Source organism: Nocardioides piscis, from assembly GCF_011300215.1.
GTDB classification, from domain to species: Bacteria; Actinomycetota; Actinomycetes; order Propionibacteriales; family Nocardioidaceae; genus Nocardioides; species Nocardioides piscis.
The window spans coordinates 2810575-2829406 of record NZ_CP049866.1; the positions used below are offsets into that span (position 1 = coordinate 2810575).

At 70.1% G+C, this 18832-nt stretch carries 24 protein-coding genes; 17 read left to right on the forward strand and 7 right to left on the reverse strand.

What is annotated here, in order from left to right; all coding sequences use genetic code 11:
* Positions 1-133 precede the first annotated feature (133 nt).
* Positions 134-775, forward strand: a complete 642-nt coding sequence (locus G7071_RS13745) for a trimeric intracellular cation channel family protein (protein ID WP_246210021.1) — start codon at positions 134-136, stop codon at positions 773-775.
* Between the two features lie 8 nt (positions 776-783).
* Here the strand turns inward: G7071_RS13745 and G7071_RS13750 are convergent, their stop codons facing one another.
* Positions 784-2085, reverse strand: a complete 1302-nt coding sequence (locus tag G7071_RS13750) for a D-arabinono-1,4-lactone oxidase (RefSeq protein WP_166319669.1) — start codon at positions 2083-2085, stop codon at positions 784-786.
* Positions 2086-2130: 45 nt separating this feature from the next.
* Between G7071_RS13750 and G7071_RS13755 the strand changes: the two genes are divergently transcribed.
* The 3 genes from G7071_RS13755 to G7071_RS13765 all read left to right on the forward strand — a co-directional run bounded on the left by G7071_RS13755 (position 2131) and on the right by G7071_RS13765 (position 4501).
* Complete coding sequence (locus G7071_RS13755) at positions 2131-3231, forward strand: ferrochelatase (RefSeq protein ID WP_166319671.1); 1101 nt, start codon at positions 2131-2133, stop codon at positions 3229-3231.
* On the forward strand, positions 3228-4049 hold the full coding sequence (locus G7071_RS13760; RefSeq protein ID WP_246210022.1) for an inositol monophosphatase family protein: 822 nt from the start codon (positions 3228-3230) through the stop codon (positions 4047-4049). The genes G7071_RS13755 and G7071_RS13760 overlap by 4 nt, the downstream gene beginning before the upstream one ends.
* A 161-nt stretch (positions 4050-4210) precedes the next feature.
* On the forward strand, positions 4211-4501 hold the full coding sequence (locus G7071_RS13765) for a DUF4193 domain-containing protein (RefSeq protein ID WP_166319673.1): 291 nt from the start codon (positions 4211-4213) through the stop codon (positions 4499-4501).
* Between the two features lie 66 nt (positions 4502-4567).
* Here G7071_RS13765 and G7071_RS13770 read toward each other — a convergent pair whose 3' ends face one another.
* Both G7071_RS13770 and G7071_RS13775 read right to left on the reverse strand, forming a co-directional pair.
* Entirely contained in the window at positions 4568-4888 is a 321-nt protein-coding gene (locus tag G7071_RS13770) for a DUF4235 domain-containing protein (RefSeq protein WP_166319675.1), read from the reverse strand.
* 10 nt (positions 4889-4898) lie between these two features.
* Positions 4899-5348: a DUF3093 domain-containing protein gene (locus G7071_RS13775; RefSeq protein ID WP_246210024.1), complete on the reverse strand. Its 450-nt coding sequence runs from the start codon at positions 5346-5348 to the stop codon at positions 4899-4901.
* 57 nt (positions 5349-5405) lie between these two features.
* On the opposite strand from G7071_RS13775, the gene dut reads away from it, so the two are divergent.
* The 4 genes from dut to G7071_RS13795 all read left to right on the forward strand — a co-directional run bounded on the left by dut (position 5406) and on the right by G7071_RS13795 (position 7665).
* Complete coding sequence (dut, locus tag G7071_RS13780) at positions 5406-5864, forward strand: dUTP diphosphatase (RefSeq protein WP_246210026.1); 459 nt, start codon at positions 5406-5408, stop codon at positions 5862-5864.
* A gap of 47 nt (positions 5865-5911) precedes the next feature.
* Positions 5912-6565 carry a DUF3710 domain-containing protein gene (locus G7071_RS13785; protein WP_166319677.1) on the forward strand — a complete coding sequence of 218 codons (654 nt, stop codon included), beginning with the start codon at positions 5912-5914 and terminating at the stop codon, positions 6563-6565.
* A 7-nt stretch (positions 6566-6572) separates the two neighbouring features.
* Positions 6573-6941, forward strand: a complete 369-nt coding sequence (locus G7071_RS13790) for an OB-fold nucleic acid binding domain-containing protein (RefSeq protein WP_166319679.1) — start codon at positions 6573-6575, stop codon at positions 6939-6941.
* Between the two features lie 124 nt (positions 6942-7065).
* Positions 7066-7665 (forward strand): DUF3159 domain-containing protein, encoded by a 600-nt coding sequence (locus tag G7071_RS13795; RefSeq protein WP_246210028.1) that lies wholly within the window; start codon positions 7066-7068, stop codon positions 7663-7665.
* Positions 7666-7673: 8 nt separating this feature from the next.
* Here the strand turns inward: G7071_RS13795 and G7071_RS13800 are convergent, their stop codons facing one another.
* Positions 7674-8345, reverse strand: a complete 672-nt coding sequence (locus tag G7071_RS13800; protein WP_166319683.1) for a potassium channel family protein — start codon at positions 8343-8345, stop codon at positions 7674-7676.
* A gap of 3 nt (positions 8346-8348) precedes the next feature.
* On the reverse strand, positions 8349-8996 hold the full coding sequence (locus G7071_RS13805) for a potassium channel family protein (protein WP_425489430.1): 648 nt from the start codon (positions 8994-8996) through the stop codon (positions 8349-8351).
* 71 nt (positions 8997-9067) lie between these two features.
* Between G7071_RS13805 and G7071_RS13810 the strand changes: the two genes are divergently transcribed.
* From G7071_RS13810 to G7071_RS19395, 5 genes are all read left to right on the forward strand, one after another.
* Entirely contained in the window at positions 9068-11119 is a 2052-nt protein-coding gene (locus tag G7071_RS13810) for an APC family permease (RefSeq protein WP_166319687.1), read from the forward strand.
* A complete protein-coding gene (locus G7071_RS13815) occupies positions 11116-12279 on the forward strand; it encodes a class I SAM-dependent RNA methyltransferase (RefSeq protein WP_166319689.1) in 1164 nt (387 codons plus the stop codon). Before G7071_RS13810 ends, G7071_RS13815 begins: the two co-directional genes overlap by 4 nt.
* 51 nt (positions 12280-12330) lie before the next feature.
* Positions 12331-12675, forward strand: a complete 345-nt coding sequence (locus G7071_RS13820) for a hypothetical protein (protein ID WP_246210650.1) — start codon at positions 12331-12333, stop codon at positions 12673-12675.
* A gap of 146 nt (positions 12676-12821) precedes the next feature.
* The gene (locus G7071_RS13825) at positions 12822-15170 is read left to right on the forward strand and encodes an aconitate hydratase (RefSeq protein ID WP_246210029.1); all 2349 of its coding nucleotides are present in this window, start codon (positions 12822-12824) and stop codon (positions 15168-15170) included.
* A complete protein-coding gene (locus G7071_RS19395; protein ID WP_246210651.1) occupies positions 15068-15709 on the forward strand; it encodes a hypothetical protein in 642 nt (213 codons plus the stop codon). The genes G7071_RS13825 and G7071_RS19395 overlap by 103 nt, the downstream gene beginning before the upstream one ends.
* A 59-nt stretch (positions 15710-15768) precedes the next feature.
* On the opposite strand, the gene G7071_RS13830 is transcribed toward G7071_RS19395, so the two are convergent.
* The gene (locus tag G7071_RS13830) at positions 15769-16485 is read right to left on the reverse strand and encodes a hypothetical protein (RefSeq protein WP_166319691.1); all 717 of its coding nucleotides are present in this window, start codon (positions 16483-16485) and stop codon (positions 15769-15771) included.
* Positions 16478-16711: a hypothetical protein gene (locus G7071_RS13835; RefSeq protein ID WP_166319693.1), complete on the reverse strand. Its 234-nt coding sequence runs from the start codon at positions 16709-16711 to the stop codon at positions 16478-16480. Before G7071_RS13835 ends, G7071_RS13830 begins: the two co-directional genes overlap by 8 nt.
* Before the next feature lie 95 nt (positions 16712-16806).
* On the opposite strand from G7071_RS13835, the gene G7071_RS13840 reads away from it, so the two are divergent.
* The 4 genes from G7071_RS13840 to G7071_RS13855 are packed head-to-tail and all read left to right on the forward strand — an operon-like array spanning position 16807 to position 18826.
* Positions 16807-17484, forward strand: coding sequence for a hypothetical protein (locus tag G7071_RS13840; protein WP_166319695.1), 678 nt, complete (start codon positions 16807-16809; stop codon positions 17482-17484).
* A 41-nt stretch (positions 17485-17525) separates the two neighbouring features.
* Entirely contained in the window at positions 17526-17825 is a 300-nt protein-coding gene (locus G7071_RS13845) for a thiamine-binding protein (RefSeq protein WP_166319697.1), read from the forward strand.
* A complete protein-coding gene (locus tag G7071_RS13850) occupies positions 17822-18406 on the forward strand; it encodes a thioredoxin-like domain-containing protein (RefSeq protein ID WP_166319699.1) in 585 nt (194 codons plus the stop codon). Before G7071_RS13845 ends, G7071_RS13850 begins: the two co-directional genes overlap by 4 nt.
* Before the next feature lie 15 nt (positions 18407-18421).
* Positions 18422-18826 (forward strand): YjbQ family protein, encoded by a 405-nt coding sequence (locus tag G7071_RS13855; protein ID WP_166319701.1) that lies wholly within the window; start codon positions 18422-18424, stop codon positions 18824-18826.
* Positions 18827-18832 lie beyond the last annotated feature (6 nt).

An 18832-nucleotide genomic window follows, 5' to 3' on the forward strand; every position in this document is an offset into this window, starting at 1 on the left:
TCCTGTTTCCCGTGCGTGGAGCTGGTCGACGACACGCCTGTTTCGACTGGTGTGCCGGGTTTCGCCGAGCCTACGCCAGCGACACCCCGCACAGCCGCTACGCGAGCGGCGTGCCTGCCGATAGCGTTGGACGGTGATCCCACCCGCGACCGACGCAGGCGCCGCACTCGTCGTCCTGGACCTGCTGGGGATCTTCGTCTTCGCCATCTCCGGTGCGCTGGTCGCAGTCCGCAAGCACTTCGACGTCTTCGGGGTCCTCGTCCTGGCCGGCACGACGGGCCTGGGGGGTGGCTTCCTGCGCGACGTGCTCATCGATGCGACCCCACCCGCGGCCCTGGCCGACTGGCGCTACCTGCTCGTGCCGATCGCGGCCGGGCTGGTGACGTTCGCCTTCCACCCGACCGTCGGCCGGCTCGAGCGCGTGGTCAACCTCTCGGACGCCTTCGGCCTGTCCCTGTTCTGCGTGACCGGCGCGCTCAAGGCGGTGGAGTACGGCCTGGGACCGGTCCCGGCCGCCCTGATGGGCATGGTCACCGGGATCGGCGGCGGGATGGTCCGAGACCTGCTCGCCGGTCGTCCGCCCGAGGTCTTCAGCGGCAACCTCTACGCGACCCCAGCGCTCGTCGGCGCAGGGATCGCGGTCGGGCTGGACCACCTCGGGATGCCGTTCGGCGTGGTTGCCGCGTCCGGCTTCGGGGTGTGCCTGGCGCTGCGACTCCTCGCCATCGCCCTCGACCTGCGCGCTCCGAAGCCGCGCGGTCCGGCCAACGTGTGAGGCCGCCCTCAGATGCCCAGGACGCGGTCGAGGTAGGGGTTGGTGAACAGCCGCTCGGGATCCAGGCGGTCGCGCAGCCGCAGGAAGTCCTCGAAGCCCGGATAGACCGAGGCCAGGTCGTCGGCGACCATCGTGTGCATCTTGCCCCAGTGCGGTCGTCCGCCCGCTGCTCGCAGGATCTCCTCGACGCCGGCGAAGTATGGCGCGTGGTCGGCCCTCGCGGGCACGTGGAAGGCGAGATACATCGACTCGCGGCCGACTGACGTCGACAAGGTCACGTCGTCGGCCGGCGTCGCCCGGATCTCGATGGGAAACCCGATCTGCCACGACGAGCGGTCGATCCTGCGGCGCACCGCCTCGAGCACCTCGAGGCCGCCCTCGCGCGGAACCGCGTATTCCATCTCCTTGAACCGCACGCGGCGGGGCGAGGTGAAGACCTTGTGGGCGACGTCGCTGTAGCGACGCTCGGACAACGAGCTGGTTGCGAGGCGGTTGATCCTGGGCACTGCAGCCGGCGCCCGGACCCCGACGTCGGTCAGCACCCCGAACACCGTGTTGGCGAACAGCTCGTCCTGGACCCAGTGCTTCCAGCGCCCCAGCGGTCTGAGTCCATCGATCCCGGGGAGGCGGTCATTGGTCTTCACCATCACCTGATCGGTGTGGGGGAACCAGTAGACGTCGACGTGGTCGTGGGTGGAGGTCAGCTCGTCGTAGGTCGCCAGCAGGGTGCCCCAGGTGGCGGACCGCTCGTGGGCGGCGAGCCCGAAGAGGGGCACGACCCGGAACGTGATCTCGGTCAGGATCCCCAGCGCACCGAGTCCCACCCGGCCCAGCTCGAAGATCTCCGGCGACGCCGTCGGCGACGCCGAGACCACCTCACCGTGACCGGTGACGATCGTGAAGCCGGCGACCTGGGCGGAGATCGACGACGCGGTCCCGCCCGTGCCGTGCGTGCCGGTGGACACCGCGCCGGCGATCGTCTGCTCGGCGATGTCCCCCATGTTGTAGAGAGAGAGCCCCATGCGCTCCAGCTCGGAGTTGAGCACGTGGAGCTGTGTGCCGGCGAGCGCGGTGACCGTCATGGCGTCGCGGTCCACCGAGAGGATCCCGGTGTGGGCGTGGGGCATGACCATGACGTCGACTGGGGCCGAGATGCCGGTGAAGCTGTGGCCCGACCCCACCATCTTCACCTTCCGGCCGTGGGCGCGGGCATGCTCGACCTGGTCGACGATCTGCTGCGTGGCACGCGGTGTGACGATCTCCTGGGGGTGCGCAGTCTCGGTGCTTGCCCAGTTCGTCCACCCAGCCATGCCGAGAGGCTAGTGGGCTTCGACCCGCTCACTAGGCTGAGCACCATGGTTGCCCCTTCCGGTCCAGACGTCTCGCCCTACGACGCCCTGCTGCTGCTGTCCTTCGGTGGCCCGGAGAAGCCGGAGGACGTGGTGCCGTTCCTGGAGAACGTCACGCGGGGCCGCGGGATCCCGCGCGAACGCCTCGAGGCGGTGGGGGAGCACTACTTCGCCTTCGGTGGTCGGAGCCCGATCAACGACCAGAACAGGGCGTTGCTGGCTGCCATCCGCGAGGACCTCGAAGGCGCTGGGATCTCCCTGCCGGTCTACTGGGGCAACCGCAACTGGGATCCCTACCTCGCCGACACCCTGGCGCAGATGCGCGACGACGGCATCACCCGAGCAGCCGTGCTCACCACCTCTGCCTATTCGTCCTACTCGTCGTGCCGGCAATATCGCGAGAACCTCGCGGAGGCCAGTGCCGCGGTCGAGGGCGCGCCGCGGCTGGACCGGCTGCGGCAGTACTTCAACCACCCGGGCTTCGTGGAGCCCGTCGTGGACGCCACCCTGGCAGCCCTGGCCGAGCTGTCCCAGGACGTCCGTGACGAGGCAGTGCTGCTCTTCGTGACCCACTCGATCCCGACCGACATGGCCAGCACGAGCGGACCCGAGGGCGACGCCTATGTCCGTCAGCACGTCGACGTCGCCGGCGAGGTGGCCGCGCGGGTCCAGGCGCAGACGGGTCGGAGGCACGCCCACGACCTCGTCTACTGCTCCCGATCCGGCTCCCCGCACACGCCGTGGCTCGAGCCGGATGTCAACGACCACCTCAGGGCGCTGGCAGCAGGCGGCGCCCGGTCGGCCGTGCTGATCCCGGTCGGGTTCGTCTCCGACCACATGGAGGTCGTCTACGACCTCGACACCGAAGCAGCTGAAACCGCGGTCGAGGTCGGTCTCGCAGTGGTCCGTGCCGCGACCCCCGGCGTCGACACCCGGTTCGTCGCGATGGCGCGCGACCTGCTCCTCGAGCGCGCGGCCGTCGAACGCGGCGAGGACGTCACCCGCGCCGCTGTGGGCAACATCGGCGCGTGGCGCGACATCTGCGCAGCGGGGTGCTGCCCCAACCCGCGAGGCCCGCGCCCTGCCCTCTGCGGAGCCGACGCGTGACCGGAGGCCTCCCGGTCGTCCTGCGCGACCTGGCACTCGACGTCGGACGCCAGTCGGTCGCGCTCGCCCGCTCGATGCACGCCGGGGGAGTCGAGGTGGCCGACACCAAGAGCAGCGCCGTCGACGTCGTCACGGCCGCAGACCGCGCCTGCGAGGAGCTGATCCGCGCGAGCCTCCTGGCGGCTCGCCCCGACGACGCCATCATGGGCGAGGAGGGCGAGGACCACGCCGGGACCAGCGGCGTCCGCTGGATCGTCGATCCCATCGACGGGACGGTCAACTACCTCTACGGCCTGCCCGAGTGGGCGGTGTCGATCGCTGCCGAGGTCGACGGCGAGGTGGTGGCCGGGGCGGTCATCAACGGCACGACCGGCACCGAGCACGCCGCAGCCCGCGGCGCCGGTGCCACGCGCGACGGCCGGCCCATCGCCGTACGCCGAACGGTGCCGCCGCTGTCACAGGCCCTGGTGCTGACCGGCTTCGGCTATCGCGCCGAGGTCCGCGCCCACCAGGCGGCCTGCGTGGCCGCCCTGCTGCCCCACGTGCGTGACATCCGGCGACTCGGCTCGTGCGCGCTCGACCTGTGCCACGTCGCGGACGGGACCGGCGACGCGTATGTCGAGGAGGGCCCCCAGCCCTGGGACCACAGCGCCGGCGCGCTGATCGTGACCGAGGCGGGTGGGCGCTTCGGCCTGCTGCCCGGCCGGCTCCCGGAGGTGGTCCCGGACGGTCCGGTGAACGCACTCGTGACTGCTGCGCCTGCCGCCGCCTGGGACGAGTTCGTCACCGCCCTGCGGGCCGCCGGCTTCCTGGCCTGAGGAGACCGGACGGGGCCGGGAATACAGGGGGGCTGCGATCGGTTCAGGCGTGACCGATGGACCGCCGTGCGGGCCGCGGGGGCGATGGTGCACAATCTGGCGCCGACGAGCAGGACGAAACCCGCGATCCGGGATTCGTGCGGACGACAAGAGAGACGAACATGGCAACTGACTACGACGCGCCGCGCAAGACCGAGGAAGACCAGAGCGAAGAGAGCATCGAGGAGCTCAAGGCTCGTCGCCACGACAAGAACTCCGGAAAGGTCGACGAGGACGAGACGGAGGCCGCCGAGTCCTTCGAGCTGCCCGGCGCCGACCTCTCGCACGAGGAGCTCGCCGTCGAGGTGATGCCCACGCAGGAGGACGAGTTCACCTGTCGCAGCTGCTTCCTGGTGCACCACCGCTCGCAGCTCGCGGACGCGAAGAAGATGATCTGTCGCGACTGCGACTGACCACCACGCCACGAGGCCGCGATCCCACGTCGGGACCGCGGCCTCAGGCGTGTCTGAGGAGCGGGGTCAGGTCTTCGGGGCGTCGGCCGCGTCGGCGTTCTGGTTGTCCTTCTGGAGCCCCGGGGGCAGGTGACCGGTCGAACGGGCGTAGTAGTTCGCGGCCCGTCGGGTGGCGAACATCCTGGCCAGGGCGATGATCGTGCCGCTCACGACGGCCCAGGCCACGGCCTCCTTGACGTCCACGTCGGGGTCGGCCGGGTTGGCGGGCGGGTTCTTGCCCGTGGTGGCGCGCCACGTCGTGTTGAGCCCCTTCTTCGCCATTGCTGCAGCGCCGAGGGCGGCGGCGAGGGAGAAGACTGACCAAACCTTGCTTGAGTCGGAAGCCATGCCGACCACCCTACCCAGCGGGGGCAGACTGCCTCAGGGCGGCAGCAAGCCGTTCGGGGCGGCGTGAGCTGATCAGCCAGTAGGGCGTCGGGTCGGTCGGGTCGGTCAGGTCGACCCTGACTCCGCGCTTGAGGTAGGGCCGCAGGAGGAGGAAGGCCCGGGCGTCGGCGTCGCGGCCGGCCTGCAGTCGCATGGCCTCCGCGTCGAGGGCGGTGACCGCGCCGACGTGCTCGGCCGCGATGTGGGCGCGACCTGCGTGGAGCACTCCGTCCGCGACGCTGACCCGGGCGGCGCCGTACTTGAGGAACATGCCCGCCACCAGGGCGGCTGCGAGACCGGTCACGGTCCACGCCACGGCAGACGGGATCGCGACGATCAGCGCGAGCCACAAGGTGGCCACGAGCATGGTCCCCTGGACCCACCACCGCAGGGGGACCGTGAGCCGTTCGGCGAATTCCACGATTCAGAGCCTATGGGGACGTGTGGGCCAGAGCGGTGGCGGGTAGATTCACCGCCCGTGTCAGACGCCAGCCTGGACGTGCAGATCGTCCGTCTAGATCCGGATCTCCCGCTGCCTGCCTACGCCCACCCGGGAGACGCAGGGGCCGACCTCCACTCCAGCGTCGACGTCACGCTGGCCCCGGGGGAGCGGGCGCTCGTGCCGACCGGGGTGGCGCTGGCGCTGCCCGACGGCTTCGTCGCACTCATCCACCCGCGGTCGGGGCTCGCGGTGCGACACGGGCTCTCCATCGTCAACACCCCGGGCACCGTGGACGCGGGCTATCGCGGTGAGATCAAGGTCCTGCTGGTCAACCACGACCGGCAGGCACCCGTGAGCCTGAGTCGCGGCGACCGGATCGCCCAGCTGGTGATCCAGAGGTTCGAGCGGGCCCGCTTCGTCGAGGTGGCGACACTGCCCGACTCCGCCCGTGGCGATGGGGGCTACGGTTCTACTGGTGGCTTCACGCCCGCGTGAACCACGCTCCGCCCGAGTCCGCAGCACCATGAATGGAGTGACGAGTCGTGAAGTTCCGTCGCAAGTCGGAGCCCACCGCGCAGCAGGCTCTCGAGCCCGCTCCGGAGACTGGGCAGGACACTGAGCCAGACGCTGCACAGGACGGACCGGTCACTCGCACGGGTGGCCCCTTCGACGAGTCGCAGGTCGCCGACGACGGGATCGAGCGCGTCGACCTCGGCTCGCTCCTGATCGCTCCCGGCGAGCGTGAGCTCAGGTTGCAGGTCGACGAGAAGAGCGGGGTCGTGCAGTCGGTCATGCTGGCCGCCCAGGACGGCGCCCTCGAGATGCAGGCCTTCGCCGCACCACGCAACGGCGACCTCTGGAGCACCGTGCGTCCCCAGATCGCGGCCGACATCACCGGGCGAGGTGGCCAGGCCGAGGAGCGCGAGGGACCGTTCGGTCCCGAGCTGTTCTGCCAGGTGCCGACGCAGATGCCCGACGGGACGGTGACCCTGCAGCCCGCGCGCATCCTCGGCGTCAACGGCGAGCGCTGGTTGCTGCGTGCGAGCTTCCGGGGCCGCCCGGCCGTCGAGCCCGACGGCGCCCAGGACTGGGAGGACGCGCTGGCCCAGGTCGTCGTACGCCGCGGTGCCGGTGCGATGGCAGTCGGCGAGCCGCTCCCGGCGATCCTGCCCGACCAGGCTCGACGGGTCCGGTGACCGGGTCTTGACCCCCGAGCACCGTGGCCGGCTGCGTCGCAGCCTCGCCCGCTGGGCCGACAGCGGCGAGGCGCACGCGCGAGACCTGCGCGCCACGCACGCGGCGGCCGGGGAGGTGAGCATCCAGGACGCGCCGGACCGCGACCGGGTGGTCCTTCGCGGCACGATCCGGACCGTCACTCTTCGTCCCCGAGGTGGCGTCCCCGCGCTCGAGGCCGAGCTGGACGACGGCAGCGGGGTCATCACCATCGTGTGGCTCGGACGTCGTCGCATCGCCGGCGTCGGACCGGGGCGGGCGATGAGGGTCGAGGGCCGGATCGGCACCGGCTCGGGGCACCGGGTGCTCTTCAATCCCCGCTACGAGCTGATCCCGTGACCGGCGCAGCCACCCCCGGCCCGCACCCTGAGGCCGGGGCCCCACCGTCGACACCGTCGAGGCGGTCGTCCGCCGTCAGCTGGCCCAGGCGCTGGGCGGCCGGCGCGGCATGGTCGAGGCCGCCGTGCCCACCATCGCCTTCACGATCTTGTGGTTGACCACCCGTGAGCTGCGCCTCGCGCTGGCCATCAGCGTCTCGGTGGCCGTCGTGCTGCTCCTGGTCCGCCTGGTCCAGCGCTCCTCTGTGCAGTTCGTCGTCAACGCACTGGTCGGCATCGGCATCGGCTGGCTCTTCGTGGCGCGCTCGGCGGCGAGCGGAGGCAGCGAGCAGGAGCAGGCGCTGGCCTACTTCCTGCCGGGAATCCTCTACAACTCCGGCTACGCCGTGGTGCTGGCCGTGACCTGCCTGATCGGCTGGCCGGTCGTGGGATTCATGGTGGGCAGCGTCACCGGCGACCCCACTGCCTGGCACGACGACAAGCAGGTCGTCAAGCTCTGCACCCGCCTGACCTGGCTGCTGGCGTTGCCGTGCCTGCTGCGTGTCCTGGTCCAGGCGCCGATCTGGCTGGCCGGGAATGCGGGCTCGGTCGACCCGGACGCAGCCGTGGCTGCCCTGGGGGTGCTCAAGGTCGTCCTGGGCTGGCCGCTGCAGCTGGCGGCCCTGGGGGCGATGGTGTGGGTCCTGGCGCGCAACCACACACCGATGGGCCAGCCAGCGGGCTGACCCGGAGGTCAGGAGCGGCGGTCCCGCGGCGAGAGCAGTGCTTCGAGCTCTTCCTCGATCTCCGTCGGGCAGACGAACAGCAGCTCGTCGCCGGCCTCCAGCGGCTGGTCGCCGGTGGGGGTGTAGACCTGTCCGTCGCGCAGGATGGTGACGAGCGAGCAGTTGTCGGGCAGCGGCACCAGGCCACTGGGCGTGCCGACGTAGGGCGACTCGGGCGGCAGGGTCATCTCGACGAGGTTGGCGTTGCCCTGGCGGAAGGTGAAGAGCCGGACGAGGTCACCGACACTGACTGCCTCCTCGACGAGGGCCGACATGATGCGCGGGGTGGAGACGTTGACGTCGACGCCCCACGCCTCGGTGAAGAGCCACTCGTTGTTGGGGTGGTTGACGCGCGCCACGGTGCGCGGCACCCCGAACTCGGTCTTGGCGAGCAGCGAGGTCACGAGGTTGGCCTTGTCGTCGCCGGTCGCGGCGATGACGACGTCGCACTTGTCGAGCTCGGCCTCCTCGAGCGAGGACAGCTCACAGGAGTCGGCGAGCAGCCACTCGGCGTGCGCCACCCGCTCCGGGCGGATGGCGCTGGGTGACTTGTCGATCAGGAGCACCTGGTGGCCGTTGTCGATCAGCTCGCGGGCGATCGAGCGGCCCACGGCTCCTGCACCGGTGATGGCAACGCGCATCTTCTACTGCTCCTCGGGTCCGCGCTCGAGCACCTCGTAGGCGTGCGCGGCGGTCTGTTCGCGCATCACCAGGTGAAGCATGTCGCCCTCCTGGATGACGGTCTCCCGGGTCGGGATCATGCCTTCGCCGAGCCGGTCGATCCACGCGATGCGGCTGCGCGACTGCTCCTGGAAGTGGATCGTGCGCTCACCGACCCACTGCTCCGGCACCTGGATGTGGTCGACCCGGATCGTCCCCGAGGGGTCGCGGAAGTCGGGTTCGGCGCCGGCGGGCAGGACCCGCCGCAGCACCTGGTCGGCCGTCCACTTCACGGTCGCCACCGTGTTGATGCCGAGGCGCTGGTAGACCTCGGCGCGTCCGGGGTCGTAGATGCGCGCGACGACCTGCTGGATCCCGAAGGTCTCGCGGGCGACCCGCGCGGCGATGATGTTGGAGTTGTCACCGCTGGAGACGGCCGCGAACGCGTCCGCGCGGCGGATGCCGGCCTTCTCCAGGACTGCCTGGTCGAAGCCGTAGCCGGTCACCTTGTCGCCGTTGAAGGACGGACCCAGGCGGCGGAACGCGTCCGGGTCGCTGTCGATGACGGAGACGGTGTGGTTGCGGTCCTCGAGGCTGCGGGCAAGCGTGGATCCCACTCGGCCACAACCCATGATGACGACATGCACGCCAGAACCGTACTGCAGAGTGTGGCCGGGGCCGGGCGGGTCTAGGCTTCGCGCCTGTGGGTGTCGGTGACGTAGCGAAGCGGATCCTGCTCGGGCGCAAGCTCCGCAGCAGCCAGTTGGGCGAGACACTGCTCCCCAAACGCATCGCACTGCCCGTCTTCGCCAGTGACGCCCTGTCCTCGGTGGCCTACGCGCCGGACGAGATCTTCATCATGCTCAGCGTCGCGGGGGTCTCGGCATACGCCTGGAGCTGGAAGATCGGGCTGTTCGTCGCCTTGGTCATGTTCACCGTCGTCGCGTCCTACCGGCAGACCGTGCACGCCTACCCCTCGGGTGGCGGCGACTACGAGGTGGCCACCGTCAACCTGGGGAAGACGGCAGGCATGACCGTGGCGAGTGCTCTCCTCGTCGACTACGTGCTGACGGTCGCCGTGTCGATCTCGTCGGCCGCGCAGTATGCCGCCGGCGCGATCCCCGCCCTGATCGGGCACGAGGCGCTGGTCGCCTGCTTCGCGGTCGCGGTGCTGGCTGCGCTCAACCTGCGCGGCGTGCGCGAGTCGGGGACGTTGTTCGCCATACCGACCTATCTGTTCATGTTCACGATCCTGGGGATGTGCGGCTATGGCCTGCTTCGCCTCTGGGGCGGTGACCTGCCGCTGGCCGAGAGCGCCGGTCTCGAGATCGAGCCCTCGCCCGGGTGGGAGGGGCCGCTGACCCAGGTCGCCATGGTCTTCCTGCTCGCTCGGGCCTTCTCGTCGGGATGTGCCGCGCTGACCGGGGTCGAGGCGATCTCCAACGGTGTGCCGGCCTTCAAGCGGCCAAAGAGTCGCAACGCGGCCACGACGCTGCTGCTCCTGGCGCTGATCGCGATCTCGATGATGATGAGCGTCATCGTGCTCGCCCAGCAGATGAGCGTGCGCTACGTCGACCCGCACGAGCTCGACCGCCTGCGCGATGCCGCCGGGGGAGCGCTGCCGGGAGACTACGAGCAGCACCCGCTCATCTCCCAGATCGCTGCCGGCGTCTTCGACAACTTCGCGCCCGGCTTCTACTTCGTCGTCACGGTCACCGGGGTCATCCTCGTGCTGGCCGCCAACACGGCGTTCAACGGCTTCCCCGTCCTCGGGTCGATCCTCGCCCAGGACGGGCTGGCGCCGCGGTCGCTGGGGTCGCGGGGTGACCGGCTCGCCTACAGCAACGGCATCGTCTTCCTCGCCGCCATGTCGATGGTCCTGATCTTCGTCTTCGACGCCGAGACGACCAAGCTGATCCAGCTCTACATCGTCGGGGTGTTCGTCTCCTTCAACCTCAGCCAGCTCGGGATGATCCGCCACTGGACCCGACACCTGAGGGCCGAGACCGACCCGGCGAAGCGCCGCCGGATGATGCGCTCGCGGGCGATCAACACCTTCGGGCTGGGCCTGACCGCCGTCGTGCTGGTGATCGTGGTGGTGACCAAGTTCCTCGCCGGGGCCTGGATCACCATCTTGGCGATGGGTTTCTTCTTCCTGATCATGAGGGGCATCCGGGGCCACTACACGATGGTCGAGGAGGAGCTCGCAGCCGACGAGCAGGACAAGGTGCTGCCGACCCGGGTGCACGCGATCGTCCTGGTCTCCAAGCTCCACAAGCCGACCCTGCGAGCCCTGGCCTTCGCCAAGGCCACCCGTCCCAACGTGCTCGAGGGGATCTATGTCTCGATCGACGCCCGCGCCACGAACAGGCTGCTGGAGGAGTGGGACGAGCGCCACATGGACACGCCGCTGAAGGTGCTGCACTCGCCATACCGCGAGATCGTGCGGCCGATCGTCGAATACGCCCAGGAGATCCGACGCGCCAGCCCACGCGGCGTGGTGGCGGTCTACATCCCCGAATACGTCGTGGGTCGGTGGTGGGAGCAGCTGCTCCACAACCAGACGGCGCTGCGCCTCAAGGGGCGGCTGCTCTTCACGCCCGGGGTCATGGTCATCTCGGTGCCCTACCAGCTGCGATCCTCCGTCATCGCGGCCGACCGCGACTATCACAACCGGGTGCAGGCCGGAGACCTGCGGGCCGGCCGGGTCAGGGGCGGCGACCAGGCCGACACCGACCGGCAGATCGACCCGTGAGCCGGCAGGCGCGGCCGCGCAAGCTTCGGGGCCCCTCCAGGGCGGGGGAGCGGTTCGAGGTGGTGGTCGGACCCGTCGCCCACGGTGGCCACTGCGTGGCCCGGGTGGAGGGGAGGGCGGTGTTCGTGCGCCATGCCCTGCCCGGGGAGCAGGTCGTCGTGGAGGTCACCGAGGGGACCGACGGAGACCGGTTCTGGCGGGCCGACGCCGTCGAGGTGGTCGAGCAGTCAGCTGATCGGGTCCTCGCGCCGTGCCCGTTCGCAGGGCCCGGCCTGTGTGGGGGGTGCGACTTCCAGCACGTCTCCCTGCCGGCACAGCGCCAGCTGAAGGCGACCGTCGTCGCCGAGCAGCTGGTGCGGCTCGGAAGGCTCGGCCCGGAAGATCCACTCGTTCGTGAGCTGATCGTCGAGGCGGTGCCCGTGCCCGACCGTCCCGACGACGGCCTGCGCTGGCGCACCAGGCAGCGCTACGCCGCGCTCGCCGACGGCACGCCGGCCATGCGCAAGCACCGGTCGCACGACCTGGTCGTCGTCGACGACTGCCTGATCGCGGCAGAGGGCGCGCGGCCAGGACAGCCCCAGGCCGTGACCACGTCACGTGGCGTCACCGCGGGCGGCGCCACCCACGAGTTCGGGCTCGAGGCCGACGGCTTCTGGCAAGTCCATCCCGCCGCGCCGGCGGTCCTCGTGGACGCCGTGCTCTCGGCCCTCCGGCCGAGGACGGGGGAGCGGGTCCTCGACCTGTACGCCGGCGTCGGGCTCTTCGCCCGCTTCCTGGCCGATGCCGTCGGGGACGGCACCCGCGTCGTGGCCGTCGAGGCGGATCGGTCCGCGGCAGAGCACTGTCGCGACAACCTCGCCAGCCATCAGGGCGCGGTCGTGGCGCGCGGCTCCGTCGACCGGGTGCTGGCGTCGGCACATGACGAGCCGTTCGACCTCGTCGTCCTCGACCCGCCGCGTGAAGGAGCCAAGCGGCGTGTGGTGGAGCAGGTCGCGGACCGGGCACCGCGGGCGGTCGCCTACGTCGCCTGCGACCCGGCGGCGCTGGCCCGCGACGTCGCCATCTTCGCCGAGCACGGATATCGCCTCGAGCTCCTGCGGGCCTTCGACCTGTTCCCGATGACGCACCACGTGGAGTGCGTCGCTCTGCTGACGCGCTGACCCCTCGCGCGGGGCGAGCCGCGTGGGTAGCGTCAGCAGGACGCACGGTTGGTGGGAAGCGAGGTCGAGATGGCGACGTACGCCGTGAACGAGGACGCTGTCGCGCACGCCCGGCGCCTGATCGACAAGAGGCAGTACGTCCTGGACAGCGACTGGGGCGAGGTGCAGCCCGGCCCGGAGGATGAGAACGCATTCTTGTCGCGCCACACCTGGGACGACTACGCCGCGTGGCACCTCGGCCTCGCCGAGGGGGCCAACCCGGAGACCAAGGCGCGGCACGCGTTCGTGATCGGAGATCTGCGCCGGGTCCACCGCTCGGCGCTCATCGCCTGCGTCTATCGCGCGAGCGAGTGGCGTCACAAACAGGTCGAGCTGGCTGCGCACGACCTGCTCTAACGGCTCGACGCGCGGGCAGGCGTCGAGTGACGCCCTGAGCCCCATCATGTATCTTGATGTCAAGACAAACTTCGGTTGGCTCCGTCCCGCATAGGGTGGGGAGACACGGCCCGGTGATCCACCAGACAACTCAGGAGATGTGGCGAATGGCCAGTCAGGACAGCTTCGGCGCCAAGAGCAGCCTCGATGTGGACGGGAAGTCCTACGAGATCTTCCGCCTCGACAAGGTGGTGGGGGAGGGACTCGACGTCGAGTCGCTGCCATTCAGCCTCAAGGTGCTCCTGGAGAACCTCCTGCGCACCGAGGACGGTGCAGACATCACCGCCGACGACATCAAGGCGCTGGCCGGGTGGGACGAGACGGCCGACCCCGACAAGGAGATCCAGTTCACGCCGGCGCGCGTGATCATGCAGGACTTCACGGGCGTGCCCTGCGTCGTCGACCTCGCCACCATGCGCGAGGCGATGGCCGAGCTGGGTGGCGACGCGACCAAGATCAACCCGCTCGCACCCGCCGAGATGGTCATCGACCACTCCGTCATCGCCGACGTCTTCGGCACGCCCGAGGCCTTCGAGCGCAACGTCGAGATCGAGTACGAGCGCAACCGCGAGCGCTACCAGTTCCTGCGGTGGGGCCAGGGCGCCTTCGACGACTTCAAGGTCGTCCCGCCCGGCACCGGCATCGTCCACCAGGTGAACATCGAGCACCTCGCCCGCACCGTGTTCACGCGCGAGGTCGACGGCGAGGTGCTGGCCTACCCCGACACCTGCGTCGGCACCGACTCCCACACCACGATGGTCAACGGCATCGGTGTCGTGGGCTGGGGCGTGGGCGGCATCGAGGCCGAGGCAGCCATGCTCGGCCAGCCGGTCTCCATGCTGATCCCGCGGGTCGTGGGCTTCAAGCTCAACGGCGACCTGCCCGAGGGTGCGACCGCCACCGACCTGGTGCTCACCATCACCGAGATGCTCCGCGAGCACGGTGTGGTCGGCAAGTTCGTCGAGTTCTACGGCCCCGGCGTCTCGGTGCTCCCGCTGGCCAATCGCGCCACCATCGGCAACATGAGCCCCGAGTTCGGCTCGACCATCGCCGTCTTCCCGATCGACGAGCAGACCATCGACTACCTCCGCCTCACCGGGCGCCCTGACGAGCAGCTCGCTCTCGTCGAGACCTATGCCAAGGAGCAGGGCCTGTGGCACGACCCGAGTGCTGAACCGCGCTACAGCGAGAAGCTCGAGCTCGATCTCGCCACCGTCGTCCCGTCCCTGGCCGGCCCCAAGCGTCCCCAGGACCGGGTGTCCCTCTCGGACGCGAAGGAGGCCTTCCGTACGTCGCTCGCCGACTATGTCAGCGAGGGTGAGACCGGCGGCGAGGACCGCAAGCCCGGTGTCCCCTCCAACGAGCAGCCCGAGGGCGTCGAGTCCAAGGTGGACGAGGCGTCTGCGGAGTCCTTCCCCTCCAGCGACGCCCCCGCCTCCAACGGCGGCGCCGGTGGCGGCAACGGCAAGGGCGTGCCGGACAACTGGCACGACCACGCCGCAGCAGCTGCCGATGGTCGCCCCAGCAACAAGGCCCAGGTCACCCTCGCCGACGGCACCGAGTTCGAGCTCGACCACGGCGCGGTGACGATCGCCGCGATCACGTCGTGCACCAACACCTCCAACCCGTCGGTGATGATCGGGGCTGCCCTGCTCGCCAAGAAGGCGGTCGAGAAGGGCCTGCAGCGCAAGCCATGGGTCAAGACGACGCTGGCACCCGGCTCCAAGGTCGTGTCCGACTACTACGAGAAGTCCGGGCTGACTCCCTACCTCGACAAGCTGGGCTTCAACCTCGTCGGCTATGGCTGCACGACGTGCATCGGCAACTCGGGGCCGTTGATCCCCGAGGTCAGCCAGGCGGTCAACGACAACGACCTCGCGGTCGTCTCGGTGCTGTCCGGCAACCGCAACTTCGAGGGCCGCATCAACCCCGACATCAAGATGAACTACCTCGCATCCCCGCCCCTGGTCGTGGCCTACGCCCTGGCCGGCTCGATGGACGTCGACCTGTTCAACGACCCCCTGGGCCAGGACCAGGACGGCAACGACGTCTTCATGCGCGACATCTGGCCCTCGGCCAAGGAGATCGAGGACGTGGTCGCCCAGGCGATCAACTCCGAGATGTTCGACTCCAGCTATGAGGACGTGTTCGCGGGCGACGAGCAGTGGCGTTCACTGCAGACGCCCGAGGGCAACACCTTCGAGTGGGACGAGGAGTCGACCTACGTCCGCAGGCCCCCTACTTCGACGGGATGCCGAAGGAGCCGACCCCGGTCGAGGACATCGCCGGCGCCCGGGTCCTGCTCAAGCTGGGCGACTCGGTCACGACCGACCACATCAGCCCCGCCGGCGCCATCAAGAAGGACAGCCCGGCCGGTCGCTACCTCGCCGAGCACGGCGTCGAGCAGCGCGACTTCAACTCCTACGGCTCGCGTCGCGGCAATCACGAGGTCATGATCCGCGGCACCTTCGCCAACATCCGGCTGCGCAACCAGCTCGCGCCCGGCACCGAGGGCGGGGTCACCCGCGACTTCACCGTTGGACAGGGTGAGGGCGCCCCCGTTGTCTCCGTCTTCGAGGCCTCGGAGAACTACATCTCCGCAGGTGTCCCGCTGGTCGTGCTGGCCGGCAAGGAATACGGCTCCGGCTCGTCGCGGGACTGGGCGGCCAAGGGCACCTCGCTGCTCGGGGTCAAGGCCGTGATCGCCGAGTCCTACGAGCGCATCCACCGCTCCAACCTGATCGGCATGGGCGTGATCCCCCTGCAGTTCCCGCAGGGCGAGACCGCCGAGTCGCTCGGGCTCACGGGTGAGGAGGAGTTCTCCATCACCGGCATCACCGAGCTCAACGACGGCCGGACGCCCAGGACGGTCAAGGTCAAGGCAGGCGACGTGGAGTTCGACGCGGTCGTCCGCATCGACACCCCCGGCGAGGCCAACTACTACCGCAACGGCGGGATCATGCAGTACGTCCTGCGCAACCTGCTCAAGGCCTGACCCACCACAAGACGCCACGGGCGCCGACTCTGCGAAGGAGTCGGCGCCCGTGGCGTCTGTCATGAGGTCTCAGCCTCCGCTGTGATCCGGTCGGTCAGGCGCTTCCGGCGCTCGTCGGCGACCGAGGGCAGCAGGAGGGCGACGGCGTCCTCATAGATATCGCGCGCCCGGGCTGCCTGGAGCACCTCCACCAGGCGGTCGTCGGGAAGGCGGTCGATGATGGCGGCCAGGGCGTCGGCAGCCTCGGTGAAAAGACCCACCTGGAGCAGCTCGTCCCCGGACGAGCCGTCCATCACGCCGAGCGCGACCTCGGTGTTGACGACAGCCACGAAGCGCCCGAGGGAGACGTGCTCGTGCTTCTCGCGGAGCCCTCGACCGGCGTCGATCAGCAGTGAGTCCGGCAGCCGGCTCAGCAGTGTCTTCGCCCGTTGTGGGTCCAGGCAGGCGGCCACCTCGCTGAGGAAAGCGGGTCGGAGCTTCTTCGCCAGCTTGGCGGCGTCGTCCGGGCTGATCGCCCCGGCGAAGCGGGCGCTCACCAGCGGCCCCATCGCGTGCTCGGCGATCCTGGCCGTGATGGCCGTCGGGAGCAGCGGTGCGAGGCCGGCCAGCCGGGTGATGCGGTCCTCGTTGCGCTCGTGCAGGACGGTGCTGATCGTCGTGTGCAACGCACGGATGTCCTCGACGTCGTGCTCGGCCAGGAAGGCGAGCCGTTCGGTCGTCGTCCCGAGCTCACTGGCGAGCTTGGCCACCTCGATGCGCGACCGGAGGTCAGCCACGGTCGCCCTTGGGGAACAGCAGGCCGCGCGCGGGCCCACGGAAGGGACGGGGCACCAGCGCGAGAGCACCCTGCATGCCCTGCTCGAAGGCCTCGTCCTCGGTGCGCATGGCCTCGACCACGGCTTCGTCGAGGACGGAGACCTGGTCGGGCGACAGCTTCGAGAGGATCGGCAGGGCGTCGAGGGTGGTCTCGAGCCGTGCGAGCAGCTCGTCGGTGCTGGTCATGGGTGTCCTTCGTGGTCGGCGTTCGAACAGTAGTCAACTCGATGGGAGTACCCGTGCTGATGCGAGAGCCGCCCTCGACGGAGGAGAGTGCCTGCATGAGCACCCGACGATGGCGCCCGGTCGGCGCGGCGATCATTCTGGTGGCCGCCCTGGCCCTGGCAGTGCTGCTGGTCTCGGTGCAGTACGGCCTCGCCGAGGAGTACGGCGCCGGGCCCGGTACGACCCTCCTGCCCTTCGCGCTCCTCCCCATCGGCGTGGCGGCACTCGCTGCGGCGATGGTGGGGTTCCGACGCACCGTCGTGGCTGCCCTGGCCACCTTCGTGGTGCTCACGCTGGCGGCGACCGCGTTGGCGGCTCCTCTGGGGGGCCAGGCGCGCGACCGTCGAGCCCAGTCCAACGACGCGGCGTTTACCTGCAACGGCCCCAACGCACAGATCCAGGTCCCGGGTGAGGTCGATGCGGCGTTCCACCAGGTGGCCCACCCCGCACCGTACTGGCTCTACGGCCCGCTCTCGGGCAGCCCACTGGGTTGCACCGCGGGCATCGAGGGCCCGACGGAGGAGTCCTTCCCGGCCTGGCGGAGCAGTCTGCTCGACTCCGGGTGGGACGTGGAGCAGGACGGTCCCGAGGTGGTGGTCGTGCGCGGCGGCGTCAGGCTCACGCTCTATCGCGACGGCGAGCTCAGCATGCTGCACGCATCCGTGGCCGAGGCCGACGACTGCGAAGATGGGCGGTCCACGGACCTGGGGGACGGTCAGGTGTCGATCTGCTGAGCCGTGCCCTGGGACGAGGGTCCGCGCCGTACGGTTGTCGCATGCTCGTTGCCTTCTCCATCTCCCCGACCTCCACCGACCCGACCGGGTCGGTCACCGAGGCGGTCGCTGCCGCAGTCCGGGTGGTGCGGGAGTCCGGACTGCCCAACGAGACGACGTCGATGTTCACGACTATCGAGGGGGAGTGGGACGAGGTCATGGCCGTCGTGAAACGGGCCGTCGACGTCGTGGCCGAGGTCTCGCCCCGCGTCGGACTGGTGCTCAAGGCCGACATCCGACCGGGCTTCGAGGGCCAGCTGAGCGCCAAGGTCGAGCGCGTCGAGTCAGCGCTGCGCTCGTGAGCGAGACAGCTCCACTCCCTGAGCCGACCAGGCCCGGCCGGTTCGTGCTGGCCGCGGCAGTGACGATGGCCTTGGCGCTCGTGGCGGCCGCGCTGCTGGTGCCGCGGCTGGTGCACAGCCTGGAGCCGCCGGACCTCGACGAGGTCGCTGTCCATGACGGGCTCCCGCTCGACCACGTGTCCGGTGACGTCGACTATCCGGTGACACCTCCGGTCGGCGGTCCTCACGCCCAGCGCTGGCTGGAGTGTGGTGTCTATGACGAAGAGGTGCCCCCGGAGAACGCGGTGCACGCCCTCGAGCACGGCACGGTGTGGATCACCCATGAGCCCGGGTTGGGCTCGGGCGACGTGGCGCGGCTGGTCGACCAGCTGCCCGAGGAGGGGATCCTGTCGCCGTACGACGGACTGCCGGGCCCGGTGGTGGTGACCGTCTGGGGGCGCCAGCTCGTCCTGGACGGTGCCGACGACGAACGGCTCGGTCTCTTCCTGGCGGAGTATGGCGACGGGCACACCGCGCCCGAGCCCATGGCCTCCTGTCACGGCGGGGTGGACGCCGACGGCGGCACCGCGCGGCCCGCCTGACGCTACGGTTGGCGAGTGGAGTCCGAAGTCCGAACCTATGGCACCGGGTCCGACGAGACCGTGCTCGACCTGACTCGTGACGCAGCTCAGTTCGTCGCTGCGCGAGGCGACGGGCTGCTGCACCTGTTCGTCCCGCACGCAACGGCCGGGCTGGCGATCCTGGAGACCGGGGCGGGCTCCGACGACGACCTCCTGGCGGCGCTGGGCGACCTCTTGCCGGCCGACGACCGGTGGCGGCACCGCCACGGTTCGCCCGGCCACGGACGGTCGCACGTGATGCCGGCGCTGATCTCTCCCTCGTGCTCGGTGCCGGTGCTGTCGGGACAGCTGGCCCTGGGCACCTGGCAGAGCATCTGCCTGGTCGACCTCAACGTCGACAACCCCGAGCGTCAGGTGCGGTTCTCGTTCCTGGCGGGGTGAGCAGGG

Bases quoted from the DNA above. Each gene is read 5' to 3' on its own strand.
- G7071_RS13750 (WP_166319669.1), bottom strand. From the start codon at position 2,085: ATGGCTGGGTGGACGAACTGGGCAAGCACCGAGACTGCGCACCCCCAG.
- G7071_RS13755 (WP_166319671.1), top strand. From the start codon at position 2,131: ATGGTTGCCCCTTCCGGTCCAGACGTCTCGCCCTACGACGCCCTGCTG.
- G7071_RS13765 (WP_166319673.1), top strand. From the start codon at position 4,211: ATGGCAACTGACTACGACGCGCCGCGCAAGACCGAGGAAGACCAGAGC.
- G7071_RS13770 (WP_166319675.1), bottom strand. From the start codon at position 4,888: ATGGCTTCCGACTCAAGCAAGGTTTGGTCAGTCTTCTCCCTCGCCGCC.
- G7071_RS13800 (WP_166319683.1), bottom strand. From the start codon at position 8,345: ATGCGCGTTGCCATCACCGGTGCAGGAGCCGTGGGCCGCTCGATCGCC.
- G7071_RS13805 (WP_425489430.1), bottom strand. From the start codon at position 8,996: ATGGGTTGTGGCCGAGTGGGATCCACGCTTGCCCGCAGCCTCGAGGAC.
- G7071_RS13825 (WP_246210029.1), top strand. From the start codon at position 12,822: ATGGCCAGTCAGGACAGCTTCGGCGCCAAGAGCAGCCTCGATGTGGAC.
- G7071_RS13835 (WP_166319693.1), bottom strand. From the start codon at position 16,711: ATGACCAGCACCGACGAGCTGCTCGCACGGCTCGAGACCACCCTCGAC.
- G7071_RS13840 (WP_166319695.1), top strand. From the start codon at position 16,807: ATGAGCACCCGACGATGGCGCCCGGTCGGCGCGGCGATCATTCTGGTG.
- G7071_RS13845 (WP_166319697.1), top strand. From the start codon at position 17,526: ATGCTCGTTGCCTTCTCCATCTCCCCGACCTCCACCGACCCGACCGGG.